This is a genomic window from Tenacibaculum tangerinum (genome assembly GCF_029853675.1).
GTDB classification, from domain to species: Bacteria; Bacteroidota; Bacteroidia; order Flavobacteriales; family Flavobacteriaceae; genus Polaribacter; species Polaribacter tangerinum_A.
Genome location: NZ_CP122539.1, coordinates 181,325 through 207,056, shown reverse-complemented (window position 1 = coordinate 207,056; position 25,732 = coordinate 181,325). Strand labels below are relative to the sequence as shown.

General features: G+C 32.6%; 24 protein-coding genes. 19 read left to right on the top strand and 5 right to left on the bottom strand.

From position 1 onward, the window contains the following. Nucleotides 1-32: 32 nt before the first annotated feature. The 3 genes from P8625_RS00865 (at nt 33) to P8625_RS00860 (ending at nt 1,380) form a co-directional block, all read left to right on the top strand. On the top strand, nt 33-335 hold the full coding sequence (locus tag P8625_RS00865; RefSeq protein ID WP_279651619.1) for a GIY-YIG nuclease family protein: 303 nt from the start codon (nt 33-35) through the stop codon (nt 333-335). 38 nt (nt 336-373) lie between these two features. After that, on the top strand, nt 374-598 hold the full coding sequence (locus P8625_RS16210) for a hypothetical protein (RefSeq protein WP_322790503.1): 225 nt from the start codon (nt 374-376) through the stop codon (nt 596-598). A 74-nt stretch (nt 599-672) separates the two neighbouring features. After that, on the top strand, nt 673-1,380 hold the full coding sequence (locus P8625_RS00860) for an arginase family protein (RefSeq protein ID WP_322790502.1): 708 nt from the start codon (nt 673-675) through the stop codon (nt 1,378-1,380). 421 nt (nt 1,381-1,801) lie between these two features. Here P8625_RS00860 and P8625_RS00855 read toward each other — a convergent pair whose 3' ends face one another. Further along, a complete protein-coding gene (locus P8625_RS00855) occupies nt 1,802-2,095 on the bottom strand; it encodes a hypothetical protein (protein WP_279651618.1) in 294 nt (97 codons plus the stop codon). Between the two features lie 102 nt (nt 2,096-2,197). Here P8625_RS00855 and P8625_RS00850 point away from each other — a divergent pair, with 102 nt between their 5' ends. The 7 genes from P8625_RS00850 (at nt 2,198) to P8625_RS00820 (ending at nt 9,164) form a co-directional block, all read left to right on the top strand. Beyond that, nucleotides 2,198-2,824, top strand: coding sequence for an NUDIX hydrolase (locus tag P8625_RS00850; protein ID WP_279651617.1), 627 nt, complete (start codon nt 2,198-2,200; stop codon nt 2,822-2,824). Nucleotides 2,825-2,883: 59 nt separating this feature from the next. Beyond that, a complete protein-coding gene (locus P8625_RS00845) occupies nt 2,884-3,720 on the top strand; it encodes a lysophospholipid acyltransferase family protein (RefSeq protein WP_279651616.1) in 837 nt (278 codons plus the stop codon). Nucleotides 3,721-3,744: 24 nt separating this feature from the next. After that, a complete protein-coding gene (locus tag P8625_RS00840) occupies nt 3,745-4,833 on the top strand; it encodes a M42 family metallopeptidase (protein WP_279651615.1) in 1,089 nt (362 codons plus the stop codon). A 335-nt stretch (nt 4,834-5,168) separates the two neighbouring features. Then, nucleotides 5,169-6,440 (top strand): phosphoribosylamine--glycine ligase, encoded by a 1,272-nt coding sequence (locus tag P8625_RS00835; protein WP_279651614.1) that lies wholly within the window; start codon nt 5,169-5,171, stop codon nt 6,438-6,440. Then, complete coding sequence (locus tag P8625_RS00830) at nt 6,425-6,901, top strand: GNAT family N-acetyltransferase (RefSeq protein WP_279651613.1); 477 nt, start codon at nt 6,425-6,427, stop codon at nt 6,899-6,901. Before P8625_RS00835 ends, P8625_RS00830 begins: the two co-directional genes overlap by 16 nt. Beyond that, a complete protein-coding gene (locus tag P8625_RS00825) occupies nt 6,891-7,475 on the top strand; it encodes an NUDIX hydrolase (protein ID WP_322790501.1) in 585 nt (194 codons plus the stop codon). Before P8625_RS00830 ends, P8625_RS00825 begins: the two co-directional genes overlap by 11 nt. Nucleotides 7,476-7,553: 78 nt before the next feature. Continuing rightward, nucleotides 7,554-9,164 carry a class I SAM-dependent methyltransferase gene (locus P8625_RS00820; protein WP_279651612.1) on the top strand — a complete coding sequence of 537 codons (1,611 nt, stop codon included), beginning with the start codon at nt 7,554-7,556 and terminating at the stop codon, nt 9,162-9,164. Between the two features lie 3 nt (nt 9,165-9,167). Here the strand turns inward: P8625_RS00820 and P8625_RS00815 are convergent, their stop codons facing one another. The 3 genes from P8625_RS00815 to P8625_RS00805 form a co-directional block, all read right to left on the bottom strand. Then, on the bottom strand, nt 9,168-9,839 hold the full coding sequence (locus P8625_RS00815; RefSeq protein ID WP_279651611.1) for a DUF6624 domain-containing protein: 672 nt from the start codon (nt 9,837-9,839) through the stop codon (nt 9,168-9,170). Beyond that, complete coding sequence (locus tag P8625_RS00810; protein WP_279651610.1) at nt 9,829-12,330, bottom strand: PIG-L family deacetylase; 2,502 nt, start codon at nt 12,328-12,330, stop codon at nt 9,829-9,831. Before P8625_RS00810 ends, P8625_RS00815 begins: the two co-directional genes overlap by 11 nt. 217 nt (nt 12,331-12,547) lie before the next feature. Next, the gene (locus P8625_RS00805) at nt 12,548-13,975 is read right to left on the bottom strand and encodes an ATP-dependent DNA helicase (RefSeq protein WP_279651609.1); all 1,428 of its coding nucleotides are present in this window, start codon (nt 13,973-13,975) and stop codon (nt 12,548-12,550) included. 102 nt (nt 13,976-14,077) lie between these two features. Here P8625_RS00805 and P8625_RS00800 point away from each other — a divergent pair, with 102 nt between their 5' ends. The 4 genes from P8625_RS00800 (at nt 14,078) to P8625_RS00785 (ending at nt 17,015) form a co-directional block, all read left to right on the top strand. Continuing rightward, the gene (locus tag P8625_RS00800; protein ID WP_279651608.1) at nt 14,078-14,812 is read left to right on the top strand and encodes a hypothetical protein; all 735 of its coding nucleotides are present in this window, start codon (nt 14,078-14,080) and stop codon (nt 14,810-14,812) included. After that, nucleotides 14,742-15,617 carry a DUF3822 family protein gene (locus P8625_RS00795; RefSeq protein ID WP_407704755.1) on the top strand — a complete coding sequence of 292 codons (876 nt, stop codon included), beginning with the start codon at nt 14,742-14,744 and terminating at the stop codon, nt 15,615-15,617. The genes P8625_RS00800 and P8625_RS00795 overlap by 71 nt, the downstream gene beginning before the upstream one ends. Further along, complete coding sequence (locus tag P8625_RS00790) at nt 15,617-16,171, top strand: RsmD family RNA methyltransferase (RefSeq protein WP_279651606.1); 555 nt, start codon at nt 15,617-15,619, stop codon at nt 16,169-16,171. The genes P8625_RS00795 and P8625_RS00790 overlap by 1 nt, the downstream gene beginning before the upstream one ends. Before the next feature lie 253 nt (nt 16,172-16,424). Then, nucleotides 16,425-17,015, top strand: coding sequence for a CopD family protein (locus P8625_RS00785; protein ID WP_279651605.1), 591 nt, complete (start codon nt 16,425-16,427; stop codon nt 17,013-17,015). A gap of 137 nt (nt 17,016-17,152) precedes the next feature. Here P8625_RS00785 and recR read toward each other — a convergent pair whose 3' ends face one another. Further along, the gene (recR, locus tag P8625_RS00780; RefSeq protein WP_279651604.1) at nt 17,153-17,770 is read right to left on the bottom strand and encodes a recombination mediator RecR; all 618 of its coding nucleotides are present in this window, start codon (nt 17,768-17,770) and stop codon (nt 17,153-17,155) included. 70 nt (nt 17,771-17,840) lie between these two features. On the opposite strand from recR, the gene P8625_RS00775 reads away from it, so the two are divergent. The 5 genes from P8625_RS00775 (at nt 17,841) to P8625_RS00755 (ending at nt 25,731) form a co-directional block, all read left to right on the top strand. Further along, the gene (locus tag P8625_RS00775; RefSeq protein WP_279651603.1) at nt 17,841-19,304 is read left to right on the top strand and encodes an aminoacyl-histidine dipeptidase; all 1,464 of its coding nucleotides are present in this window, start codon (nt 17,841-17,843) and stop codon (nt 19,302-19,304) included. Nucleotides 19,305-19,432: 128 nt separating this feature from the next. Beyond that, on the top strand, nt 19,433-20,107 hold the full coding sequence (locus P8625_RS00770; RefSeq protein WP_279651602.1) for a hypothetical protein: 675 nt from the start codon (nt 19,433-19,435) through the stop codon (nt 20,105-20,107). Between the two features lie 3 nt (nt 20,108-20,110). Further along, complete coding sequence (locus tag P8625_RS00765) at nt 20,111-22,834, top strand: TonB-dependent receptor (protein ID WP_279651601.1); 2,724 nt, start codon at nt 20,111-20,113, stop codon at nt 22,832-22,834. A 6-nt stretch (nt 22,835-22,840) separates the two neighbouring features. After that, on the top strand, nt 22,841-24,055 hold the full coding sequence (locus P8625_RS00760) for a DUF4249 domain-containing protein (RefSeq protein ID WP_279651600.1): 1,215 nt from the start codon (nt 22,841-22,843) through the stop codon (nt 24,053-24,055). A gap of 11 nt (nt 24,056-24,066) precedes the next feature. After that, nucleotides 24,067-25,731, top strand: a complete 1,665-nt coding sequence (locus P8625_RS00755; protein WP_279651599.1) for a hypothetical protein — start codon at nt 24,067-24,069, stop codon at nt 25,729-25,731. Nucleotide 25,732 lies beyond the last annotated feature (1 nt).

The window sequence follows — 25,732 nt, the reverse complement described above, 5'->3', positions numbered from 1 at the left end:
GCGCAGGCAGGAATCTCTCAAAGCTTATGAACATGCACACAACTCATCATCAATATTATGTTTATATCATTACAAACAAAAAAGATGGTGTTTTATATATTGGTGTTACTAACAATCTTGAAAGAAGAATCTTTGAGCATAAAAACAAAATTGTAAAAGGTTTTTCTTCTAAGTATAACCTAGATAAATTGATTTATTTTGAAAAGTACCAACTGATAGAAGAAGCCATAAAAAGAGAAAAAAATATGAAAAAGTGGAAAAGAGTATGGAAAATAAACTTAGTAGTTAAAGGGAATCCTAATTGGGACGATTTAGCTAAAAACTGGTATAACTAACAAAAAGATTCCTGCCTACGCAGGAATGACAACACAATATGCTAACAATATTTAACGAAAAAAGCCTACAAGAATTTGTAACTCCTCGTGAAGGAGAAACAAAATTAGGAGAGTATGTTGAAGTAATCGACGCCAAAAAAGAAGTACAAACAGCCCTTGAAAATTCAACTGCTTCTTTTGTTATTCTGGGAATCCCAGAAGATATTGGTGTTCGTATGAATGGTGGAAAAGGGGGGCGCACACTGCTTTTATTCCTGCTTTAAAATCGTTTTTAAACACCCAACAAAATCAGTTTATCGACGGAAATGATATCTTAATTTTAGGCTATTTAGATTGTTTGGACGATGTATATGATTTTGACATTTCTGATAGAGAAAAAGGCGACTTGTTAGTGAAAGCTATTGATAAAGAGCTTTCAAACCTTATCAAAACAATTGTTGAGAGTGGTAAAATCCCTATTATTATTGGTGGAGGACATAACAATGCCTACGGAAATATTAAAGGCCTTTCTGAAGGAAAAAACCAACCTGTAAATGTGATTAACTTAGATGCGCATACCGATTTACGTCGTTTAGAGGAACGCCACAGTGGTAACGGATTTTCGTATGCTTTACACGAAGGTTTTATTCAAAATTATTTTATGTTCGGGTTGCATGAAAACTATACCCCCCAGTATATTTTTGAAATGATTCATGATAACATCAACCTAGAATACAATACTTTTGAAGAGTTGGAAGTATACCAAACTACTTCTTTTCAAAGTGAATTACAACGTGCTGAAAACTTTATAAAAGACATTCCTTTTGGAATTGAAATCGATTTGGATTGCGTACAATACTTTCCTAGTAGCGCAATGACACCAAGCGGATTTACACCACAGCAAGCACGTCGATTTACACATTATTTTGGAAAACTACAAAATGCTTCGTATTTACATATTTGCGAGGGTGCACCAGCAGTAGTTAGAGATGAAATTGCGAACGGACAAGTAGGAAAGTATATCAGTTACTTAATTTCAGATTTTATAAAAGCTAAAAATAATTAACGCAGACTCAAAACAAGAAAAAGTTTTTTCATTCTTAAAAAGTAAAAGACTACAATGTAAACACTGAATACATAGTATTGATTTTAAACATCTTACCTTCCAAACCCATATAAAAGCATCATCCTAACCAAAGAGAAAAAACTATCATTCCGAACGAAAGAGAGGCATCTCACCTATATAAGCAACTCATATTCTTGAGATGCCTCATTATGCGTACTTCATGCTATCGACATAATACACTGTTGATTTTTAGGTAATTCAGTTTAATATTTTATATCGAACTCACACAACTATAGTTTGAGTTTTCTATAATCTCAAAAAAGAAACAACTATTTTAAGAACAGTATTAAAACACAAGAAGAACTTAAAAGAAGCTTTCTAATTGAGAAAACCTATTTATTACAAACTCTTTATTAAAATACTATACCTCTATCGTCTTCTTTTCTTTATTAGATGAAAACGCATAGGTAAATAACCACATTAAAGTAAAAGTTGGTATCACATCCAATCCAGGCATTGCCTCTTCAATAAAAGTGATTGCTCCTGCAATTTTTCCTTTATTTCCTTTATACATTTTTGTCATTAAATATGCTGACGCAGGTGCCCAAACGATATCTGATAATTCACCTAAACCAGGTATTAAATAAGATGCATACCCAATAGCATCAAACAACAAACTCAATGCTAATTTTTGATATTTATTTTGTTTATTCATATTAAATTAATTCTACACAGTAACACAAATCAAAATTCAAGCCAAAATTTTATACTTTTTGTATCATAAATTGATAAGTTTGTTCTAAAATACTAAAAACGAATGATTTTTTTTGATTTTATCAATCAAATAGAAAAACTACAGCAAAAGCAACTAGGCGGTTTAGACTCTCAATTCAAATTAGCTCCAAGGTTAAGAACACAGTTTTCTGAAGAATTCATACAAAGTAAAAATCCAAAAAAAGCAGCCGTTTTGGCATTGTTTTACCCTGACAACAACAATCAAACACGGTTTTTACTTACTGAAAGAGCCAGTTATAACGGAACACATTCGTCACAAATTAGCTTTCCGGGCGGTAAATTTGACAAACAAGATAGCACTTTGCAAACAACTGCTTTAAGAGAAACTCATGAAGAAGTAGGTATACATCATAACGCTATTGAAATCATACGACAAACTTCTAATACCTACATTCCTCCCAGTAATTTTTTAGTAGCCCCATTCATAGGTTTTTCTGAAAAAACACCACATTTTACTCCCAATGAAGAAGTGGCAAAAGTCATTGAAGTTTTAGTAACTGATTTATTAGACGACTCTAACTTAACCTCTGTAGAAATGGAAACCTCGTACATGAAAAACATCGAGGTACCGTGCTTTAAATTAAACAATTACATTGTTTGGGGGGCTACCGCCATGATACTTTCAGAAATTAAAGATTTATTTAAATAGTTTTTTTATCGTTTTCTTTTGTAATTTAGCATTTACACTAATAAAACTTTTGTATAAAAATGCCTTTATTTAAAAGGAATCCTTTTGGACATATACTATTTATAAAACGATTTTTAATACAAATTCTCGGAGTCATTTCTCACGGACGTTACCGTAAGTTTAATGATTTACATATAGAGGGAATGGATATTTTAAGAAGTTTGCCCGACCAAAAAGTACTCTTTATTTCCAATCATCAAACTTATTTTGCAGACGTGGCAGCTATGTTTCACGTATTCAATGCTGCTTTAAAAGGTAGAGAAGATAATATTAGAAATATTGGCTATTTATGGAAACCTAAATTGAATATCTATTATATTGCTGCAGGGGAAACCATGCGCTCTGGATTACTTCCTAAAATTTTTGCTTATGTAGGTTCCATTTCTGTAGAAAGAACTTGGAGAAGTGCTGGTAAAGACATTAACAGGCAGGTAAAAATGTCAGATATTTCTAATATAGGAAAAGCGTTAGACGATGGTTGGGTAATTACCTTTCCGCAAGGTACAACCACCCCTTTTAAGCCTATTCGACGTGGTACAGCTCATATTATTAAAACCTTTAAACCTATTGTAGTTCCTATAGTTATTGACGGATTCAGACGTTCTTTTGACAAAAAAGGATTGATGATTAAAAAACGTAACGTATTACAATCTATGGTAATTAAAGAGCCTCTAGAAATTGATTACGAAAACGAAGATGTTGCTAGCATTGTTGAAAAAATTGAATTTGCTATCGAACAACACCCTTCATTTTTAAAAGTTCTTACACCAGAGCAACTTAAAGAACAAGAAGAATTTATTAAAAAAAGACGTTTTTGGGGTATTGACAAGCCTAGAGAAAAAGAAAAAAATGAATAACAATTTAAAAGTAATGAACAAGTTATGGATAACAAGTCTATTTTAAATGAAAAATCGTTAAGCTTCTTAGAGAAATATTTAAACAACGCCGCTCCTACTGGATACGAATGGGAAGGGCAAAAAATATGGATGGATTACCTAAAGCCTTATGTAGATGAGTTCATCACCGATACTTATGGCTCTGCAGTGGGTGTCATTAATCCGAATGCTCCATACAAAGTAGTCATCGAAGGGCATGCCGATGAAATTTCTTGGTATGTTAATTACATCTCAGATGATGGCTTAATTTATGTAATCCGTAACGGAGGTAGCGACCACCAAATAGCTCCTAGTAAAATTGTAAATATCCATACAAAAAATGGTATTGTAAAAGGAGTTTTCGGCTGGCCCGCAATTCACACCAGAAGTAAAGCCAAAGAAGAGCCACCAAAACCTGATAATATTTTTATCGATGTAGGATGTGCTACTAAAGATGAGGTTGAAAAATTAGGAGTACACGTGGGTTGCGTTATTACGTATCCTGATGAATTTCATATTTTAAATGGAAACAAATTTGTGTGCCGTGCTTTAGACAATCGTATGGGCGGATTTATGATTGCTGAAGTAGCTCGTTTACTACATGAAAACAACAAAAAGCTTCCATTTGGATTGTATATTACCAACTCCGTACAAGAAGAAATTGGCTTGCGCGGTGCGGAAATGATTACGCAAACGATCAAACCTAACGTGGCTATAGTAACCGATGTTACGCACGACACTACCACCCCTATGATTGATAAGAAAAAAGAAGGGTTGTTAGAGTTAGGTAAAGGTCCTGTAATTGCCTATGCACCTGCCGTACAACAAAAATTACGCGACTTAATTATTGATGCTGCCGAAGCGAACGACATTCCTTTCCAACGCTCTGCACTATCTAGAGCTACTGGGACTGATACCGATGCCTTTGCCTACAGTAACGGTGGAGTAGCTTCAGCATTAATATCATTACCGTTACGTTATATGCATACCACGGTTGAAATGGTACACCGTGAAGATGTTGAAAACGTAATTAAAATGATTTACGAAAGTTTATTAAAAATTGAAGACGGAGAAGATTTCTCGTACTTTAAATAACACACATAAGTAAACCTCATTTAACCGAAGGAAGAAGTCTTAACCATAAGAATTGTAAAACTTTATATGATTTCTCCCTTCGGTCGGAATGATGTATTCACCGAATGGTAACTATAAAAACTAACTTCTCATACCATTTAAATACATCATCACAATACCGAAAAAAATTATATCCTTCCCTCCTTATTTCTTTAGTTTCATTTGATTTTTGTATCTAATTATTTAGTAATTTTGAGATGAGTATTGTATGATTTAAAACTATATGATTTTATTTTTTTGCTAGGTCTATGGCATCGCTACAAAAAGCTACAAAAGACCTAAAAACAACTGAAAAAATGAATTTTTTAGTTGTTTCTAAGTGGGGTGAATCGCTTGATATTGCTTACACTATAAAACAAGAAGGACATGCTGTAAAAATGTTCATTGAAGATAAATCTTCTCGAGAAATAGGTTACGGATTTGTTACAAAAGTAAACGACTGGAAAAAGCACATTGATTGGGCTAGCATTATTATTTTTGATTATACTGGTTACGGTAAAATCTGCGATGAACTAAGAAATGCTGGTAAATTGGTTTTTGGTGGTTCGGAATATACCGATTTGCTAGAATTAGACAGAAACTTTGGTCAAGAAGAATTAAAAAAACACAAAATTAAAACACTTCCTTCAAAAGAGTTTTTCAGTTTTCAAGAAGCCATCAGCCATGTAGAAAAAAACCCAGATGCCTATGTAGTAAAACCATGTGGTGAAACACAAGATTTAAAGCAGTTGTTATTTGTGGGTAGTGACGATAAGGGAACAGATGTGATTAGAATGTTAAAAGCCTATGAAAAATCTTGGGGAGATAATTTTGGCACTTTTCAATTGCAACGAAAAGTAAAAGGGGTAGAAATTGCTGTCGCTGCATTTTTTAACGGAACCCATTTTATACAACCCTATAACATCTCTTTTGAACATAAGAAATTCTTTCCTAAAGAATTAGGTGTTTCTACAGGCGAAATGGGTACCAGTATGTTTTGGAGTAAAAACTCCCCTATTTTTGAAATTACACTCGGTAAATTTGAAGCTACCTTAGCCAAAAAAGGCTTTGTAGGTCATATTGACATTAACTGTATTGTGAATGGCAACGGAATTTATCCATTAGAATTTACCTCTCGCTTTGGATATCCTCAAATCTATATCCAAAGAGATGGAATCAACGAACCTTTAGGTACGCTGTTTTACAAAATAACGTCAGGGCAACACCTTACAATTCAAACTAAAAAAGGGTTTCAGGTAGGAGCTTATATGGTGGTGCCTCCGTTTCCTTTTAAGGATAAAAAGAGTTTTGAATTATTCTCAAAAGACTCTGTAATTCTCTTTAAAAAAGAAATGAAAGAAGGAGTACATCCCATTCACATAAAACAATTACATTCTGAGTGGTTAATTACAGGAAACGACGGTATTGCGCTGTTAGTTACTGGATTCGGTATTACGATGAAAGATGCTCAGAGAATGATGCAAAACAGAATTAATAACATTAGTATTAACAATAGTTATTACCGAACTGATATTGGAGATCGCTGGTCGGAAGATTCTGACAAATTAAGAGCATGGGGACTTTTATAACAACTACCGATGCTATTTCAATTGCGGTTATCTCTGATGAAATCCGTTATTTCTCACTACTATCCGAAGAATGGAAAAAATTAATAGTCCCGGTTTGGAGAAAATATAGTGCCTATTCAACCATTTATGGGTTATTTGTAAATTCGCAACTCATGGGTGGTGGAATTTTGTTTAATGAAATGCCTCCTTATGCTACTCTTTTTGAAAAAAACAATGCGGTACTATTCCAAAAAGGTTACTTATACTTAGGGTATGTATGGATTGTTGAGAACTATAGAAACAAAGGGTATGCCAGCACCTTTTTATCCTTACTAAAAAAGGAAAAACCGAATCAGAAATTTTGGTTGACAATTGAAGAAGAAAATCTTCGTTATTTTTACGAGCAGAACGGATTTAAAATGTTTGCTGAAAGTGACGGCATAAAGACAACCAAAGAATGGATTTTAATTTATGATAACTAAATTAGCAATCATTTTACTAGAAAAAAAGAATATGGATGAACTCATAGATATTGTTGATGAAAACGGAAATTATACGGGTACAACCTGTTTAAAATCTGAAGCCCACAAATATGGCTACTTCCATCCTACCATTCATGTTTGGCTATATACTTCAGATAAAAAAATACTCCTACAAAAAAGAGCCTTAACCAAAAAAGTGTTTCCTGGTTTATGGGATATTTCTGTAGCAGGACATATAGCCGCAGGCGAAGACATTACAATTGCAGCCACCAGAGAAGTTAAAGAAGAAATCGGTTTTGACATGCTGCCCGAAAACTTACATAAAATTGGTACACGAAAGCACATGGTACAGCATTCAAACGGAATTATAGATAATGAGTTTCATCATGTATTTATTGCTGAATTAACCATTCCTTTAGAAAAACTGACCTTGCAAGTAGAAGAAGTTGCAGAATTGAAATTGTTCGATTTAGAAATCATCTTACACACCAAAAATCACGAAAATTTACTACTCCCTCAATACCAAGAATATTATTGTTTTGTGTATGAGCAAATTGTGGCTGCTTTGAAGTAGTTTTTTATAATAAGACGTTTAATTTAGTCAGTATTTTCTAAATCAAATCGTTATCTTTCGGATGAAAACCAGCAAGCAATGTTATCAAAAGAAGAAAAATCAACCTTAAGAAATCGACTATTTCGTCATTTAGACGGAATTGTAACCTGTCCTGCAGCTTATATCTTGCATGACAAAGGAATTACCGAATACATTCTAGAAAAGAAATCAGTAAGTTTAGCTGAAATTACCAACCATTTTAATGCGAACGATGGGTATTTAAATGTTGCGTTAAGAACGTTGTGTTCGCAAGGCTGGCTTACCTACCATGTGAACAATACGGAAAATACAGTTCAGTTTACAATAAATGAAACTTCTGCTATTGCTTTTTCTTACTTTCACTTATATAAAGACGCTTTTTCTCTATTGAAATTCTCTGAAAATTACAGCGCTCGAAAGTTTGAAATTGAGCTTTTTGAAAAACTAGAAAGTCTCTATAAAAACTACACCAATACCTTCGGAATTGAAGTTCCGTCTACTTCCGAAGAAAAAGAAATAGTAACACAAATTCTAACCCATATTGAAGGGATTATTGTAGGACCAACGACTGTTTTATTAGGAATGAGCGGTATGTTTCATCAATATTTTATGCAAACCAAGTTTAGTGCCGATGAATTTCATAAAGATGCCGATAATTTTGGGCGTTTGTTAGATGTATTAACCAGTCTTGGCTGGTTTACCAAAACCAACGATTCGTACGAATTTACTCATGAAGGTTTGTTCTTTGCGCGCAGAGCAAGTGCTTATGGCGTTACGGTATCGTACATTCCTACCCTTAGAAAACTAGACAAGCTTGTTTTTGGAAATCCTGATATGTTTAGAACTTCTGAAATTGGAAACGATGAAATTCATGTAGATAGAGAAATGAATGTATGGGGAAGTGGAGGTGCACACACCACCTACTTTAAGGTAATTGATGAAATTATTATCAACCTATTTAACAAACCAATCAACGAGCAACCCAAGGGTATTTTAGATGTGGGTTGTGGTAACGGAGCTTTTTTGAAACATTTGTTTCATGTGATTGAAAATCAAACCAAGAGAGGTCGTATGCTAGAAGAATATCCGTTGTTGCTTATTGGTGTCGATTACAACGAAGCTGCCTTAAAAATTACCCGGAAAAACTTAGTACAAGCCGATATTTGGGCAAAGGTAATTTGGGGAGATATTGGTAATCCTAAAGCCTTGTCTGAAGACTTACAACATAAATACGGAATCAACCTTTCTGATTTATTAAATGTTCGTACGTTTTTAGACCACAACAGAATATGGCAAGAGCCTGCTCCTACTGATAATCTCTACATTACAAACTCAACAGGCGCCTATGCGTACAGAGGAAAAAGGTTGGATAACAACCTTGTAATTGAATCTTTAAAACAGCATTTTGCCAAATGGAAACCATACATCCATAAATTTGGGCTGCTACTGATTGAATTACACACCACAAAACCCGAGTTAGTTGCTAAAAACTTAGGAAAAACAGCTGCTACTGCCTACGATGCTACCCATGGCTATTCTGACCAATATATTATTGAACTCGATGAATACATGAATGCTTTGGAGTCGGTCGGATTAACTCCCGACAACAATACTTCTAAAAAGTTTCCGAATTCTGAGTTGGCAACGGTTTCGATTAATCTTTTTAAGTAAGTATCAATTTTCTTTTGTGTATAATTTAGGTTTCGTAATGTTAACTTGTAAAAATGCTTTTTTATTCATTTCAAAGTGCATTATAGACAGCTCGTTTAAATAATCTTCAAGAGGTTCTAATCCTAATTCTTTTCTACGTTTGTTTACATTTACACTATCTACCAATGGTTTTGGATATGCCTGACACATTTTCCAATTATACTTCACTTGAGTTCCATAAACTTGCTTTTTACCTCTATTCAATTCCACTCTATCTAATAAATAAGCATAATTTTGTGGACTAGCATTATTTCTTTCTATTTCAATCTTCATTTTTTCCAAAACTGCTTCTTGAAATTCTGGTTTTGAATCTAAATGTTGCACGATCAACCAAAAATTTCTAGAACCTTCTTTTCCCACTAGATCAAAGCCAACAAAACCGTATTTATTAAAAATTTCTGCTGCTTTTTCATAGTTAACATCAAAAACACTATCCTTAAATGACTTCCATTCATCTTCACTCAGTTCTTTATATTTTCCAGAGGGAATACCTGCTGCAACCTGATCTATTTGAAACATGCTAGCAAGTTCATTTACCAACTGTTGATTATATTCTTTTGTAATGGGATTTTCTTTCTCAACTTTACAGCCAACAAATAGTACAAACACTAGCGCTGTAATAATTTTAATTCTCATTTGCCGTATTTTCCTTTACTGACAATAAATTGGCAAACAATTTATATGCACCAGGAACACCTGCTGGTAACTCTCTAAAGAAACTCAACCCTGTATAAATATAGTTTCCTTTACCATATTTGGCAACTAACAAACTTCCTTCTTTGGGCGATTCTCCTTTGTCGTGCATAGATAGTATTGGGGTGTATTCTTTACTCCATTGGTTCGGAAAATACAATCCACGTTCTTGCACCCATCCGTCAAAATCAGCTTCCGTAATTTTGTTCGGGTAATTTAAAACGGAATGTTCTTTGGCGAGCAAGGTTACCGTAGCATTTTCATCGGTAACTCTATCTCGTGATAGTTGTAAGGTATATGGTGCTTTAACATCTACCCCTCTATTGGTGTTGTATTGTACAATTACATTTCCTCCATTTTTTACGTAGGCCAGCAAATATTTTTGCTTAAACTGTAATTCTTTTATGGTGTTGTAGGCTCTAATACCTACCACAACGGCATCGTATTGTTCTAAATTACCATTAATTTCATTCACATTTAACTCCGTAACTTCGTAGCCTATCTGCTGTAAACTCTCAGGAATAGCATCTCCAGAACCTTGTATATATCCTATTTTAGTGCCATTTTTTTGAATATTTAAACGTACTATTTTCGCTTGTGATGGTAGTAATACTGACTGTTTGGGAATATGGCTGTAGTTAATTTCAATTAATTCCTTATCATAGGTTTTACCGTCAACCTTTGCCATGGCTTTCAATACTCCTTCTGATTCTTTTTGTGTTGGTGTTACCATAAAATCAACCAATTGAATATCTCCTTTTTGAGCGATTGAAAATGGTGCCTCGGTTGGCGTAACTTTCCATCCTTTAGGTGCTTTTAGAGCAACGGTTCCCGAAGTATTTTTTGCTCCTGAATGAACTTCCAGCGTGACTTTTTGAGATTTTTCCGAAGAAAAAACCAACACCTTATTCAATAGTTTGGTTGTTACTTTAGGCAACACCTCAAAAGGTTCGTAAATTTCTCCTTTATCTCTTTTTGAATAGCGGTGAACTACTGGTTTTATAAAGGAAACAGCCTGATTTTCAATCATCAGGTTGAATTCTACTTGAATTGGTCTCGGCGTTTCTGGCTTTCCTCTTAACTCTTGATTTTCTACGGTGTACATTCCCAAACTCCAAGGTTTTTCTAACCAATAAGGCGATGAGTATGGCATAGTCGGTATCGAAATAGTTTCTGTAAACGTTTGTTTCTCGTTGTTCGCTAAGTCTAAACCTTTCGTTATTTGCTTAGCTGAAGGAAGTATTTTTATAGAAGACAATTCCATTAATAATCCGCTTCTATTCAACACTTCAAAATCAACTTTAATTTCACTCGTTGGTGTTGCACTCGCACTCTCAGCAGAAGCTTCTAAATATAAACCTGCACAAGCTTCAATAATTTCCTTGATTTCTTTGGTTTTTATCTGTTTCCAATGTTCATCTTCTAGTTGTTGAACTTTTTGATAGGCTTTTAATAAAGCAGGAAGGTGTTTTGCCGGATTTACAAAATCAAAGTTTTCTTCTATATCGTATAAAATGTCTCCTATTTCACCACCACCTGCTACTCTATTCCATGTCGTATTAATTCCTGAAAAAATATCTTTTTTGTCTTTTGGAAATTCTCCTTTTAAAAACTCTACATATTCTGTTTGTGTTCCTCTGGTAGTTAACCTACCAAAACCTTGGCACAAGTGCTGACTACTTGCTATCGATGCCAATTCGTTATTCGACAATCCTTTTAAAGGATAATAGGTTCCGATATCAAAACTTAGCATTTTACTTTTATCTGCTTTGGCGAATTTTTCTTGACTCCCATAAAACCACCAAGAAGTATTGAAAAATAACCTATTCGGCTTCCATGTATTGGTATACGCTAACTGCTCAGGATATTTTGTGCTATCGTCAGCCAAATCAAACGCTTCTACACTCAACATGGCTGATGAGGTATGATGTCCGTGTGTGGTCCCTGGTGTTCTGTGATTGAAACGATTGATAATTACATCGGGTTTAAACGTACGAATTGCCCAAACGACGTCGGCGAGTACCTTGTCTTTATTCCAAATCTGTAAGGTTTCATCTGGGTGCTTCGAGTATCCAAAATCATTGGCTCTCGAAAAACGTTGTTCTCCTCCGTCTACACCTCTTGCTGCTAATAATTCTTGAGTACGGATTACACCTAATAATTCACGCATTTCTGGTCCTATTAAGTTTTGACCTCCATCACCACGTGTTAATGACAAATAGGCTGTTCTTGCCTTTTCATGATTTGATAAATAGGCGATTAATCGTGTGTTTTCATCATCAGGATGTGCTGCTATGTACAACGCAGAACCTAAAAAGTTTAGCTTTTGGATTTTCTCGTATATCTGATTGGTAGTTAACTTTGCTGGTTTTTGTGCGCTTATTGTTACTGAAATCAATAAAAAAGAGAGTAATGAAAGTACTTTTTTGTGCATTTTTAATAGTTTGAATACTACACAAATGTAACTTTTTTAGGTGGAGTACAAAGCATCTTAACAAAATGCTAACATTTTTTAAGGAAAGAAAAATTGTTGCGTTTATAATAGAAAGAAATCATTACTTAACAATGTATCTCATAAAGCATACTTCTCTATCTTTTCTCTTTTCTCTTCTCTCTTTTCTCTTTTCTCTTTTCTATATCAAACCCAAACACTACTCCGTAAAATACTCTTCTTTAAAGCCAATCAAATACAATTTTTCTTGTGCTCGTGTAACAGCTGTATAAAGCCAGCGCAAATATTCTACAGAAGGTCCTTCTGGTAAATACGGCTGCTCAATAAATACTGTTTTCCACTGTCCTCCTTGCGATTTATGGCAGGTCATGGCATACGAGAATTTTACTTGAAGCGCATTGAAGTACTTGTTCTTTTTTACTCCCATAAACTGCTTGTATTTCGATTTTTCATGGGCAAAATCTTCTTTTACCGCTTCGTACAAACGATTCGATTCTTCGTATGTTAACGACGGACTCTCACTCGTAAGCGTATCTAAGAGCAATACCGTTTCAAAGGGTTTCATATCAGGATAATCAATCATTCGAACTTCTACTTCAGCAAATTTGAATCCGTATAATTCTTTAATTGAATTGATACGCATGACTTCGCAAATATCTCCGTTGGCAATAAATCCTGCCGAAGAAGAATCTTTTAACCAGTAATAATTATTTTTTACCACCATGACGTAATCGCCTGTAGAGATTTCGTTTTCCTGTCCGCGAATTTTTGTCCGAATCTGTTGATTGTACTGATTTGCGCGTTTGTTTGAACGTACAATGATGGCAGTATCTTCTACCCCTATTTCTCCGTCATAAGCAGTCGTTATGGCATCTTGAATATCGTATCCATCTTGCAAACGAATAATGTCAGGGTACTTTACATCAAACTGAAAATCGGTAGCTTCATGCTGAATTAGCAAGCGCAATTCGGTTGCGTTTGCTAATATTCCAGAGCCTTCTTCTTGTCGAACCACCTCATCTAACTCAATTTCGGTAACTTCTTTATTAAATTCAAATGAAAGCTTATCGGCTTCTAAAGCTGGACTCATGGTTAATTTTACAGGAGGTAGCTGTGCGGTATCTCCTATAAAAATGAGTTTGCAATTTTTTCCAGAGTACACATACGAGATTAAATCATCTAACAATGAACCATTTTCAAACAATTTCGCATGTTGTTTTTCATCAGAAATCATAGAAGCTTCATCTACAATAAAAAGGGTATTGGTATGTTTGTTGGGTTGCATTACAAAACTTACACCTCCGTTACTTTGTTTTTTTGGAAAATATATTTTTTTGTGAATGGTAAAGGCTTGTCGGTTTGAGTATCCTGAAATCACCTTTGCCGCACGTCCTGTTGGGGCTAACAAAACGGCTTTTTGACCTATTTTCCACAAATTATGAACTACGGTACTGACAATCGTCGTTTTTCCTGTACCCGCGTATCCTTTTAACAAAAACAACGCTCTATTATCTTCTGAAAAAATAAATTGTATTAATAAATCTAATAATTCATTTTGTTTTTGTGTAGGTGTGTAAGGAAATTTTTGTAGTATCTCAGTATAGAATTTCGAGGCAGTTTGTATCATATTTAAAATAATATTCAAAGATAAGCCTATTTATAAATAATTATTTTCTTCGTTGAAAAAAAATTGTAGATTTGCGAATATCATACATTAAAAATTAAAAAAATGAATTTAGTATTAATGATTTTAGCAGCTTTTGTAGTTGCATTTCTTTTAGCAGTACTTGTTGTTAAATTTGTACCCCTTAAAATGAGATGGTTAGTTTCATTATTGTTATTAGGGGCCACTGCCTTTTTGGGCTATAAAATTTACAATGGTATTATGGAGCCTATCAATTTTAACAAAAATAAAAAAGGGCGTTATGCTAAAGTTATTAAGAATTTAAAGTTAATTCGTGATGCGGAAATTAAATATAAAGAAGTAAAAGGAACGTACACCAACAATAAAGACTCTCTTATTAATTTTATTCAAACTGGTAAGTTAGCGTTAACTGAAACCAATAACGTTGAAGAAAAAGTAGATAGAGGTGGTGGAATTTTTGTAACTGTTTCTAAAAAAGTAGTAGATACTATTGGTTATGAACCAGTATTAAAGTATTTCGAAGGAAAAGATTACAAAAACATGTTTAATGTACCTGGTACTGATAAACAATTTGAATTGGCTACGGCTAGAGTTGAGAAAGTAGCTGGCTTAGAAGTTCCTGTATTTGAAGCTAAAATTTCTAAAAAACCTATTTTAGAAGGAATGAATCCTTCTTTAATTAAACAAGAGTTAGAGGCTCTTGAGAGTGATCAAATTAAAGGAGAGTTTGTTTCTGTAGGTTCTTTAAATGAAGTTACTACGGGTGGTAACTGGCCTCCGTACTACGATAAAGGTGAAGCAATTGCAAAAGACGAGTAAAAAAATAAGCGCTTTTGCGCAGTATAAAAGTCTATCCATCCAATTCAGTTTGGATGGATTTTCTTTTTATGTTTCAAATTCAGAAACCAAAGAGCCACTTCTTTTTACCAAGTATGCCTTTACCAAAACTATTGCTTCTCCTGAATTATTATTAGAAAAAGTTATTGCTATTTTTGATACTGATAAAGACCTACAGCAAGATTTCACATCAGTTTTTGCTATTCATCAAAATAATTTAGCAACCATCGTACCTAATGAACTTTTTGATAGAAATAATTTAGCACCTTATTTAAAATATACTGTTAAGACGTTAAAAACAGATTTTATTACCTATGATTTACACAATATTATAGCCGCTAACACCGTATATATACCCTACGTAAATATCAATAATTTTATTTTTCAAAATTTTGGAGAGTTTGAATACAAACATCACTCAACAGTATTAATTGATAAACTTCTCTCTTATTCTGAACAAGATTCAGAAGAACAGTTTTTTGTACATGTATCGCCTAATTATGTAGATCTTGTAGTATGCAAAGAGGGTAGATTATTATTTTACAATTCATTTAACTACACTACCAAAGAAGATTTTATTTACTACATTCTTTTTACTGCAGAACAGTTGCAAATGAACCCTAATTATTTTCAACTAACCTTTACAGGTGATATTGAAAAAGAATCTGACTTATACGATATAACATATAACTATGTTCGAAATATTCACTTTATAAATCCTATAGATAGTTTTTTTGCTGATAGTGAAGACTTTTCAAATCATTCTAACTTTATACTCACAAGCTAATGCGAATTATTTCTGGAAAATATAAAAGTAAACGAATTACTGCTCCTAAAAATTTACCTGTACGTCCTACGACAGATATGGCGAAAGAATCGTTATTTAATATTTTAAACAATTCTTATTATTTTGAAAATATCTCAGTATTAGATTTGTTTGCGGGAACAGGAAACATTAGTTATGAGTTTGCCTCTAGAGGTACCGAAACTATTTATGCGGTTGATGCGCATTATGCTTGTATTAAATTCATCAATCAAACAGCCAAAGATTTAGGGGTAAACATACATAGTTATAAAAGTGATGTATATAAGTTTTTAGAAAAAACACCTCTTAAAACAGATATTATTTTTGCAGATCCTCCGTACGATTTTGAAGAAAATCAGTTTTTAAAAATTGCCAATATTGTTTTTGAGCGTGAGTTGTTAAACGAAGACGGACTTTTAATTATTGAACACTCTAAGCATACCGATTTATCGCAACACCCATTTTACAGCTATGAGAAACGTTATGGTGGTAATGTATTTAGCTTTTTTGAAAATATTAATAATGATGAGTTGTAACGCATAAAAGAAAGGTAATAAGTACAGTTACTCTTTCCATACTCTATTACAAAAATTGTTTTTATACAAACCTACTTTATATTTTAAAAACTAAGATATCTACAGTAAAAACGAACAGTTTTAACCTGCAAATCGATAATAGAAACTGCTATCATAAATAGTCATAACAAGGTAATAATCTCATCTTAATTAACAGTTACCAAACTTAAAAAGTTCGTAACTTTGCAGTCTTTAAACTTTACAATTAAAAAAAATGGACTTTTTATACGTAAAAGCATTACATATTATCTTTGTTGTTACTTGGTTTGCTGGATTATTTTACATAGGTCGCTTATTTATTTACCATGTAGAAGCAGAAAAAAAAGATGAACCTGCTAAGAATATTCTTCAAACTCAATACAAGTTAATGTCTAAACGTTTGTGGTATATTATTACTTGGCCTTCTTTATTTTTAGCTAGTTTTTTTGCTTTTTGGATGCTATGGAAAAACCCTATCTATATAGAAATGCCTTGGATGCTTGTAAAACTGGCCTTTGTGCTAGCACTGTATTTTTATCACGCATTTTGCCATAAGATATACAAAGAACTACAACGTGACGAGATTAAATACACATCGAACAAACTTCGCCTATTCAATGAAATTCCAACAGTAATTTTATTTGCTGGTGTCTTTTTAGCGGTTTTAAAAGATAGTATTAACTGGATATGGGGTGTTGTGGGGATTGTACTTTTTGGAATATTACTTATGATGGGCGTTCGTATTTACAAAAAAATGAGAGCTAAAAAATCGTGGGATAAATTCGAGCAAGAGCTGATTGAAGAGGATAAAAAACTAAACGAATAACTCTAAAAGAGAAAACAAAAAACGAATGATAGTGCTATGAAAAAGGTTTTCATTCTTATGTATAGTATATAGTACTAATTAGGAGGAATAACTTTAAGTAGTATTTCTTTCCTATTTCCATTTTTCAGCAATTTCTCTTACCCTTTTATCGACTGTTCAAACGGTATTCTGTTTACAATACTCCTTCCTAAAGTAACCTCATCGGCATATTCTAACTCATCTCCTACCGAAATTCCTCGGGCAATGGTTGACGTTGTAATTTTGTATTGTTCTATCTGTTTGTAAATATAAAAGTTCGTGGTGTCTCCTTCCATCGTAGAACTTAATGCAAAAATCAGTTCTTTAATCTCTCCTTCTTTTACTTTTTCTACTAGCGATTCTATTTGTAAATTTTGAGGACCAATACCCTCTATAGGAGAAATCTTCCCTCCTAAAACATGATATAAACCTCTGTATTGTGCCGTATTTTCAATTGCCATTACATCACGAATATCTTCTACCACGCACACAATTTCTCCATTTCTCTTCGGATTGCTACAAATATCACACAACACCGTATCTGAAATATTATGACACTTCTTACACGATTTTACGCCGTTACGCAAATGCATTAGCGCCTCTGCTAAATACTTCGTGTTTTCTTTCGGTTGTTTTAATAAATGTAGCACTAAACGAAGTGCTGTACGCTTGCCAATTCCTGGCAATCGACTTACCTCATTTACTGCGTTTTCTAATAGTTTCGACGAAAAATCCATGTTGCGAATTTACAATTTTTCGATAAGGATTAAGTATCTTCGTAACTTTAAAATTAAAACTTCAATTCACATGAATTCAGAGATAAGAAACCTAGAGCCCAAAGCTGTTTGGAAAAATTTTGCCGACTTAAACGCAGTGCCTCGTCCATCTAAAAAAGAGGAAAGAGTAATACAATTTATGGTAGATTTCGGTAACAAACTACATCTTGAAACCATGGTTGATAAAGTAGGAAATGTTATTATTCGAAAACCAGCTACCTCTGGGATGGAAAACCGCAAAACGGTCGTTTTGCAAAGCCATTTAGATATGGTACATCAAAAAAATGCAGATACTGTTTTTGATTTTGATACCGAAGGAATTAACATGTTTGTAGAGGGTGATTGGGTAAAAGCCGATGGAACTACTTTAGGGGCTGACAACGGTTTAGGGGTTGCTGCTATAATGGGAATCTTAGAATCGAAAGATATTCAGCATCCAGCAATTGAAGCATTGTTTACGATTGATGAAGAAACAGGTATGACAGGTGCTATGGGACTTGAAGGCGGTATATTAGAAGGTGACATTTTATTAAACCTAGATACCGAAGAAGACGATGAGATAGGCATGGGATGTGCCGGTGGTGTCGATATCACTGCTACTAGAAATTATAACGAAGAAGCTACTCCTGAAAACACAATCGCCTATGAAATTTCTGTGACTGGGTTAAATGGAGGTCACTCTGGTATGGACATCATCAAAGGTTTAGGAAACGCTAACAAAATTATGAATCGTTTGTTATTTGACGGTTTTACGAACTTTGGTTTGCGTGTGAGTGAAATAAACGGAGGTAGTTTACGCAATGCGATTCCTCGTGAAAGCTTTGCATCTGTAGTGATTGACACGGTATCGAAAGAACCTTTTTTATTTGAAATACATGAACTTATTAACAATATCAAAGCAGAGTTTTCAACATTGGAACCTAACCTTAGTATTGAATTAAAAGAAGTTGATACTCCTGAAAACGTAATGGAATTAGGTGTTCAAGAAGGTTTTATTAAAGCGGTTTATGCTGCTTTAAATGGTGTATATCGTATGAGTCCAGATATTGAAGGACTTGTAGAAACTTCAAACAACATTGCACGTATTATTGTAAAAGACGGAGCTATTAAAATTGGATGCTTAACGCGTTCTTCTTCTGAAACCAATAAATGGGATTTAGCCAACTCGTTACGTTCGTCTTTTGAGTTAGCAGGTTTTGATGTGGAATTTTCTGGTTCTTATCCTGGGTGGTTACCCAATGTAAATTCTGAAATATTAAAGACGGTTACTGATTTATATGAAAAGTTACACAACGAAAAGCCTATCGTAGCCGCTTGTCATGCAGGATTAGAATGTGGTATTTTAGGGCAAAACTATCCAAAAATGGATATGGTTTCTTTCGGACCTAACATTAAAGGTGCTCATTCACCTGATGAACGTGCACAAATATCATCTACTCAAAAATTCTGGAAATTTTTGTTAGAAATTTTAAAAAATACTCCTGTTAAAAATTAAAATAAATAGTTCACCTTTTTACTGGATAAGCCTTATAGCAATACCTAAATATTAAAGTTGTATACACAATTTTTTTTAACCACAACATTTTAGTTGTGGTTTTTTTTGTATTTTTAGAAAAAAAACATATGGAAAAGTCTTTTTGTACACTCTTATTTTTTTTGGTGAGTTTATGTAGTTACTGCCAAGACGATTCACTCAAGGAAATCAGTTTAATTTTTGATTCGACTGTATCTCTAGAAAATTCTGACTTAAGCTATGGAAAACTCTATACTAGTAATTTTAGAATAGATAATAAAAACCATCCTTATTTTGAGAGCTTAAACTATAATGTAGGAGACCTAACTTATAATAATCATAAGTACTACAATGTTAATTTAAAATACGATCTTTTAAACGATAAACTAATTACTAAAATAAATTTAAAAGAGATTGTTTTAAATGACGTTCTAATCTCGAATTTTAGAATTAATAATTTTAGTTTTTTAAATTCTAAAAAATACGGTTTTTTAGAAATATTGCATTTATCAGACCAACTCTCAGTATTTAAAAAGCACTATAAGACAAAACAAAAAAAACTTGACCAACGCTATACTTATTTCAAATTCAAGGAAGAAGAAAACTATTTTTTTGAATACAAGAATACAATGTACGAGTTCAAAAATAAAAATGATTTTATAAAAGTTTTGCCAGAAATGAAAAAAGCTATTACCAATTATTTTAGAGCAAACAATAAATTAAAAAGGAAAAATTCTGATTTATTTATGATTAATCTCATTAAGTATTTAAATAATCTGAAATAAAAAATGCTATACAAAAAAACACTTCCAATTTTCTTCTTACTATTTGCTTTTTTAAATTCCTATGCACAAAAGGATTCCTTAAAATTGTCAATAAAGTTTAATAATAGTAGTCAACTAGAAGCTATTAAACTCATTGAAGACAATTCTAATTATCATTTCTTTTTTATTGATAAATGGTTGGATAATAAAAGTAGTATTAACAAGAATTTTATCAACGTCAGCATTCATCAAATATTAGATACTATCTTTTATGAAACTCAGGTAAACTACTTTATTACCGATGATAAAAAAATAATTCTAACTAAAGGAAACTTAATTACTAATGTAAAAGAAAACCAAAAGAGTACAATACATGAAAGCCCTATTTTTATTAATCCACAAAAAAACAATAACCAAATAGTTATACTAGGAAAAGAAGAATCTATAAAAAAGAGTTATTATACGCTAAGTGGTTTAGTAACAGATTTTAAAAATGGTAAACCTATTGGAGGGGTAATTGTTTCAGAAAAAGACAAAAACCTATTTACTACAACAAACAATAAGGGATTTTACCAATTGAAGCTACCACTTGGAAAAAATCTAATTGAAACTTCTTTAACAGGCTACTTAAAGGAGTATGAAGAAATTATTTTATACAACAACAGTAGTTTGAACTTTAAATTACAGGAAATTTCAGAACAACTAGACGAAATTACTATCAGTACTAAAAGAAGACTTAAATTGAAACAGCCCATAACAGGTGTTACACAGATTAAAGTTCAAGATATAAAAACTATACCTCAGGTTTTGGGAGAAAGAGATATACTAAAAGTGGCAACTACGCTACCTGGTATTAAATCTGCAGGTGAAGGTGCTGAAGGTTTGAATGTAAGAGGAGGAAAAGTAGATCAAAATTTATTTTTACTTGACAATGGAACAATTTACAATCCTACTCATTTTTTAGGGTTATTTTCGGCTATAAACCCATTTACAACAAGCGATTTAAAAATTTACAAGGGTAACATTCCTTCTGAATTTGGCGGCAGGCTTTCATCTGTTTTCGATATGAAAACAAAAAAACCGAACACAGAAACAATAAAAGGAGAAGGGTCAATCGGACCCGTAACTAGTAATTTAAGTATCGAGACTCCCATAATAAAAGAAAAATCTGGGTTGATGGTTGGAGTTAGAACCACCTACTCTGATTGGGTTTTAAAAGTGTTGGATGACAAGAAACTAAAAAACAGTAGTGCTTCTTTTTTCGATGCTATTGCAAAATACAATCATCAAATAAACGATCATAACACTATAGACATTACTGGGTATTATAGTGAAGACTCTTTTCAAATTGCCTCAGACTCTATAAACTCTTATGGTAACAGCTTAGTAACTTTGAATTGGGAACATACATTTAATAAAAAAAATAGTAGTAGTTTATTTGTCTCTAACAGTAAGTATGATTTTAATATTGATTATGAGAGTGATGGCAATAAAAACTTTAATTTAAAGTATAGCATAAACGAAACTAACTTAAAATTACTGTTTAAGTATTTACACTCTAAACAACATCATTTTAATTATGGACTTGAGTCTAAATTATACAATATATCTCCAGGTTCAATTTTTCCAAGTGGAAAAGATTCAGATGTAACTCCTCTAATAATACCCAACGAAAGAGCTTTAGAAAATAGTTTATTTGTATCAGACAAGTATAATGTAGGCAAAAAACTGAATTTATATTTAGGACTACGTATGTCGCAATACTTAGCATTGGGAGCAACAAATCAACGAATATATCAAGACAACGCTCCTAAAAATTCCTCTACGCTAGTTGAAACAAAAAACTATAAACATAACGAAGTACACAAATCGTATTACAACCTAAGTTATCGATTGTCGGGAAGCTATTCTTTAACAGACAACCTTTCATTAAAAGGCAGCTACAACAGATCTTTTCAATACATTCATAGACTTAGTAACAACACTACTGCTTCTCCACTTGACACGTGGAGGTTATCTGACATTAATATAAAACCTCAAGAGGCCGATCAGTTTTCTATCGGACTGTTTAAGAATTTTGAAAATTCCGATTATGAAGTCAGTTTTGAAACCTATTACAAGAAGTTTAAAAATATAGTAGACTATAAAATAGGAGCCAATTTGTTGTTAAATGAAGCCATTGAAACTGAAGTGATTCAAGGACCGGGTAAATCGTATGGTGCCGAATTTCTATTCAGAAAAAATAAAGGCATACTAAATGGATGGTTGAGCTATACGTATTCTCGATCATTTATTAAGCTTGATAGTTATTTTAGTGAAGAAATTGTAAATGCAGGTAAGTATTTTCCAACAAATTATGACAAACCGCATGATTTGACCTTGGTCCTAAATTATAAATTAACGAAACGCTTTAGCCTGTCTAGCAATTTTTCATTTCAAACTGGGCGACCTGTTACCTACCCAGCAGGTAAATACCTGCAAGGAAATTCAGAATATCAGTATTATAGCGACAGAAATGAATTCAGAATTCCTGATTATTATCGTCTAGATATTGGTCTTAATATAGAAGGAAATCATAAAATAAAAAAGCTTGCCCATAGCTTTTGGAACATTTCCATTTACAATGTTTTAGGTCGCAACAACCCTTATTCTGTTTTTTTCGAGGCTGAAAATGGAAATGTAAACGGTTTTAAAAGCTCGATTTTTTCAGTTCCAGTACCAACGATTACGTATAATTTTAAATTCTAAAGTGCTATGAAAACTTTTAAATTATTAAGATTACTTGCTGGTTTGTATCTGTTGGTATTTATTACAAGCTGCGTTGAGCCGTTTTCACCATCGACCATATCGTATGAAAACTTACTGGTGGTGGATGGAAAAATAACGAACGAACAGAAAAAACACCAAATTAAACTATCTAGAACCTATCGTATCGATACTACAGGGTACTTTCCTGAGCGAAATGCAAACCTATATATTACAACTAATTTGAATACAAAATATCAATTTTCTGAAATTGAAGAAGGAATTTATGAATCTATCGAGTCTTTTTCTGCAAAAAGAAATGAAACATATACCTTACATATTGAAACAAAAAATGGTGAAGTTTTTACTTCAAACGAAGAAACATTAACATCTGAAAGTTTTATAAATAACTTAATTGCTGATGTAGAAGTTAATAATACCGGAGACGAAGTTGTTACTATTAAAGTTAGTAGCGCTAGCCCTAATAACGATGCTCAGTTTTATAAGTTTGAATATGAAGAAACCTATAAAATTGTAGCCCCATACTACAGTAATTATTATTTAGAACCTTACGATTACAGTCTCAGTGGTGGTTCTTATAAGGTACGAAAACTTATACGACCCGTTAACAAAAGAGTTTGTTACAAAACCCAATATTCTAATGGAATAATTTTAACGGAGACTACGGGTTTAGATGAAGATAGAATTGAAAATTTTCCTGTTCGATCTTTTCAAACCAATGATTTTATGATTTCTTACAGATATAGTATTTTAATAAAGCAGTTTATTCAAAGCTACGATGCCCATAATTATTATGAAATACTGAAAAAATTCTCGAATTCAGACAATGTTTTCTCAGAAAATCAAGTAGGTTTCTTATCTGGAAATATAAAATCCATTTCTGACCCTGATGAGAAAGTAATAGGGTATTTTGAAGTTAATAGCGTATCTGAGAAACGTATCTTTATCAATCGGGAAGATATCAGATCTACTTACATCTCCTTTCCTGATGAATGTTATACCTTTGCTCCTACTTTTTATGATATAAGTGGCGCCAGACCCTTGTTAGATGCGCTTTTAAATGGATACATTTATTTTGACGAAAATAACAATCCTAATCCTGACCCGCTAACACCAGAAGGTCCGTATGTGGTTGTAAAAGAAATATGCGGTGACTGTACAGTATTAGGTTCAATTGTAAAACCCGATTTTTGGATAGATTAAATACGTAAATCATGAAAAGAAAGACACTCTTATATATAATTTTCACGCTACATATTGGGTTTGTATTATCTCAAAACAATACCAAAAATAGCATTCACACAAAAGAACTTCCCATAGAAAAGATATTTGTGCATTACAATACAAACCAAATTGTTTCTGGAGAGCAGTTTTTTTATAAGCTATACTGTCTTAATAAAAATAATCAACCTTCTAAAATTAGTAAAATTGCCTACTTTGAAGTAATTAATTCAAAAAACGAAAGCGTTCTAAAACAAAAAATAAATCTAAATAACGGTGTTGGTTACGGAGATTTTTTTATCAACAATACCATAGAAACTGGAACATACAAAATCATATCATATACAAAATGGATGAATAATTATCGTACTTTTTTTGAAGATACTATCCAAATTATTAATCCCTATACAACAGACTTTGAAAGTATTTCCGAAACCATTCAATCAGCCCATAAAAATTTAGATGTAAAAAAAGAAAATGAACTAAGCACACAAAATAAGAGGCAAAAATTAACATTAGATTTTTTAAACAATTTATCTTCTGGAAACTATTCAGTATCTGTAAGACTAGCTAATAGTAATGATAGTTATAAAAAAACTTTAAAAAACTTGAACATAGGAGAAAACTTTATTCAGGATGACACTTTTCAAAAAAAAATCATTTTACCTGAATTAAGAGGTAATTTAATTGAGGGAGAAATTATACCTATTGACAAATCAAAAGGCGTAAAAGGGTTGAAAATAGGGTTGTCGATAGCTGGTAAAAAACCCATTACCAAAATTGCTACTACAAACAAAAGTGGAAAGTTCTATTTTAGTGTAGAAAATTTGAGTACTTCAGAAATCATTTTGCAAGTATTAGATAAGAAAAATACTGATTATAAAATAAGTATATCAAACCAAAAATTTTCTTATAATAAGAAGAACAATACTGTAAAAGCAATAGCATTAACTCCAAACGAAAAAGATTTTATACTTGAAAGAAGCATCTATGCTCAAATTGAAAATGCCTATAGTTTGATAAAAAAAGATAGCTCTTTTTATACTTCTACAAGTTCTTCACTCTTAACGAGTATAAACCAAGTGGTACATTTAGATGATTACACGCGTTTTAATTCTATTAGAGAAACCATCATAGAAGTACTCGAAAATGTATGGTTTACAAAAGAAAACAACCAGTTCAAAATTCACGTTAGAGATGCAAACAAAAATACCGATACTAGTTTTCCCTCACTCCTCATAGTAGACGGTTTAATTGTAAGCAATCATACTGATTTTTTTGATTTTGATCCAAAAAAAATAAAAACAGTTTCTTTATCACAAGAAAAGCATGTCTTTGGAAATAATATTTATCAAGGTATCATGTATGTAGATACTTTTAAGCATAATTTTGGTGATGATCAAATGAATTATCAGAAGTTTACAATTTTAAAACCATTACCATTCAAAAAATATTACCAAGAAAATTATTCTTTGAATTCAAAAGAAAGAATTCCCGATTACAGGGTGCAATTGTTTTGGGAACCTAATTTTGATAATAACAGCAAGAATCTCTTTTTTTACACTTCCGATATTTCAGGAAAATTTGTAATCGAAGTGGAAGGTTTTGATAGCTCAGGAAACCCAATTTCAATACAAAAGTTTTTTACTGTTAAATAAT

What these genes read in the sequence shown, in the direction of transcription:
- P8625_RS00865 (WP_279651619.1), top strand. Translation starts at nt 33, where the DNA reads ATGCACACAACTCATCATCAATATTATGTTTATATCATTACAAACAAA.
- P8625_RS16210 (WP_322790503.1), top strand. Translation starts at nt 374, where the DNA reads ATGCTAACAATATTTAACGAAAAAAGCCTACAAGAATTTGTAACTCCT.
- P8625_RS00855 (WP_279651618.1), bottom strand. Translation starts at nt 2,095, where the DNA reads ATGAATAAACAAAATAAATATCAAAAATTAGCATTGAGTTTGTTGTTT.
- P8625_RS00850 (WP_279651617.1), top strand. Translation starts at nt 2,198, where the DNA reads ATGATTTTTTTTGATTTTATCAATCAAATAGAAAAACTACAGCAAAAG.
- P8625_RS00845 (WP_279651616.1), top strand. Translation starts at nt 2,884, where the DNA reads ATGCCTTTATTTAAAAGGAATCCTTTTGGACATATACTATTTATAAAA.
- P8625_RS00840 (WP_279651615.1), top strand. Translation starts at nt 3,745, where the DNA reads ATGGATAACAAGTCTATTTTAAATGAAAAATCGTTAAGCTTCTTAGAG.
- P8625_RS00835 (WP_279651614.1), top strand. Translation starts at nt 5,169, where the DNA reads ATGAATTTTTTAGTTGTTTCTAAGTGGGGTGAATCGCTTGATATTGCT.
- P8625_RS00830 (WP_279651613.1), top strand. Translation starts at nt 6,425, where the DNA reads ATGGGGACTTTTATAACAACTACCGATGCTATTTCAATTGCGGTTATC.
- P8625_RS00825 (WP_322790501.1), top strand. Translation starts at nt 6,891, where the DNA reads ATGATAACTAAATTAGCAATCATTTTACTAGAAAAAAAGAATATGGAT.
- P8625_RS00820 (WP_279651612.1), top strand. Translation starts at nt 7,554, where the DNA reads ATGTTATCAAAAGAAGAAAAATCAACCTTAAGAAATCGACTATTTCGT.
- P8625_RS00815 (WP_279651611.1), bottom strand. Translation starts at nt 9,839, where the DNA reads ATGAGAATTAAAATTATTACAGCGCTAGTGTTTGTACTATTTGTTGGC.
- P8625_RS00810 (WP_279651610.1), bottom strand. Translation starts at nt 12,330, where the DNA reads ATGCACAAAAAAGTACTTTCATTACTCTCTTTTTTATTGATTTCAGTA.
- P8625_RS00805 (WP_279651609.1), bottom strand. Translation starts at nt 13,975, where the DNA reads ATGATACAAACTGCCTCGAAATTCTATACTGAGATACTACAAAAATTT.
- P8625_RS00800 (WP_279651608.1), top strand. Translation starts at nt 14,078, where the DNA reads ATGAATTTAGTATTAATGATTTTAGCAGCTTTTGTAGTTGCATTTCTT.
- P8625_RS00795 (WP_407704755.1), top strand. Translation starts at nt 14,742, where the DNA reads ATGAAGTTACTACGGGTGGTAACTGGCCTCCGTACTACGATAAAGGTG.
- P8625_RS00790 (WP_279651606.1), top strand. Translation starts at nt 15,617, where the DNA reads ATGCGAATTATTTCTGGAAAATATAAAAGTAAACGAATTACTGCTCCT.
- P8625_RS00785 (WP_279651605.1), top strand. Translation starts at nt 16,425, where the DNA reads ATGGACTTTTTATACGTAAAAGCATTACATATTATCTTTGTTGTTACT.
- recR (WP_279651604.1), bottom strand. Translation starts at nt 17,770, where the DNA reads ATGGATTTTTCGTCGAAACTATTAGAAAACGCAGTAAATGAGGTAAGT.
- P8625_RS00775 (WP_279651603.1), top strand. Translation starts at nt 17,841, where the DNA reads ATGAATTCAGAGATAAGAAACCTAGAGCCCAAAGCTGTTTGGAAAAAT.
- P8625_RS00770 (WP_279651602.1), top strand. Translation starts at nt 19,433, where the DNA reads ATGGAAAAGTCTTTTTGTACACTCTTATTTTTTTTGGTGAGTTTATGT.
- P8625_RS00765 (WP_279651601.1), top strand. Translation starts at nt 20,111, where the DNA reads ATGCTATACAAAAAAACACTTCCAATTTTCTTCTTACTATTTGCTTTT.
- P8625_RS00760 (WP_279651600.1), top strand. Translation starts at nt 22,841, where the DNA reads ATGAAAACTTTTAAATTATTAAGATTACTTGCTGGTTTGTATCTGTTG.
- P8625_RS00755 (WP_279651599.1), top strand. Translation starts at nt 24,067, where the DNA reads ATGAAAAGAAAGACACTCTTATATATAATTTTCACGCTACATATTGGG.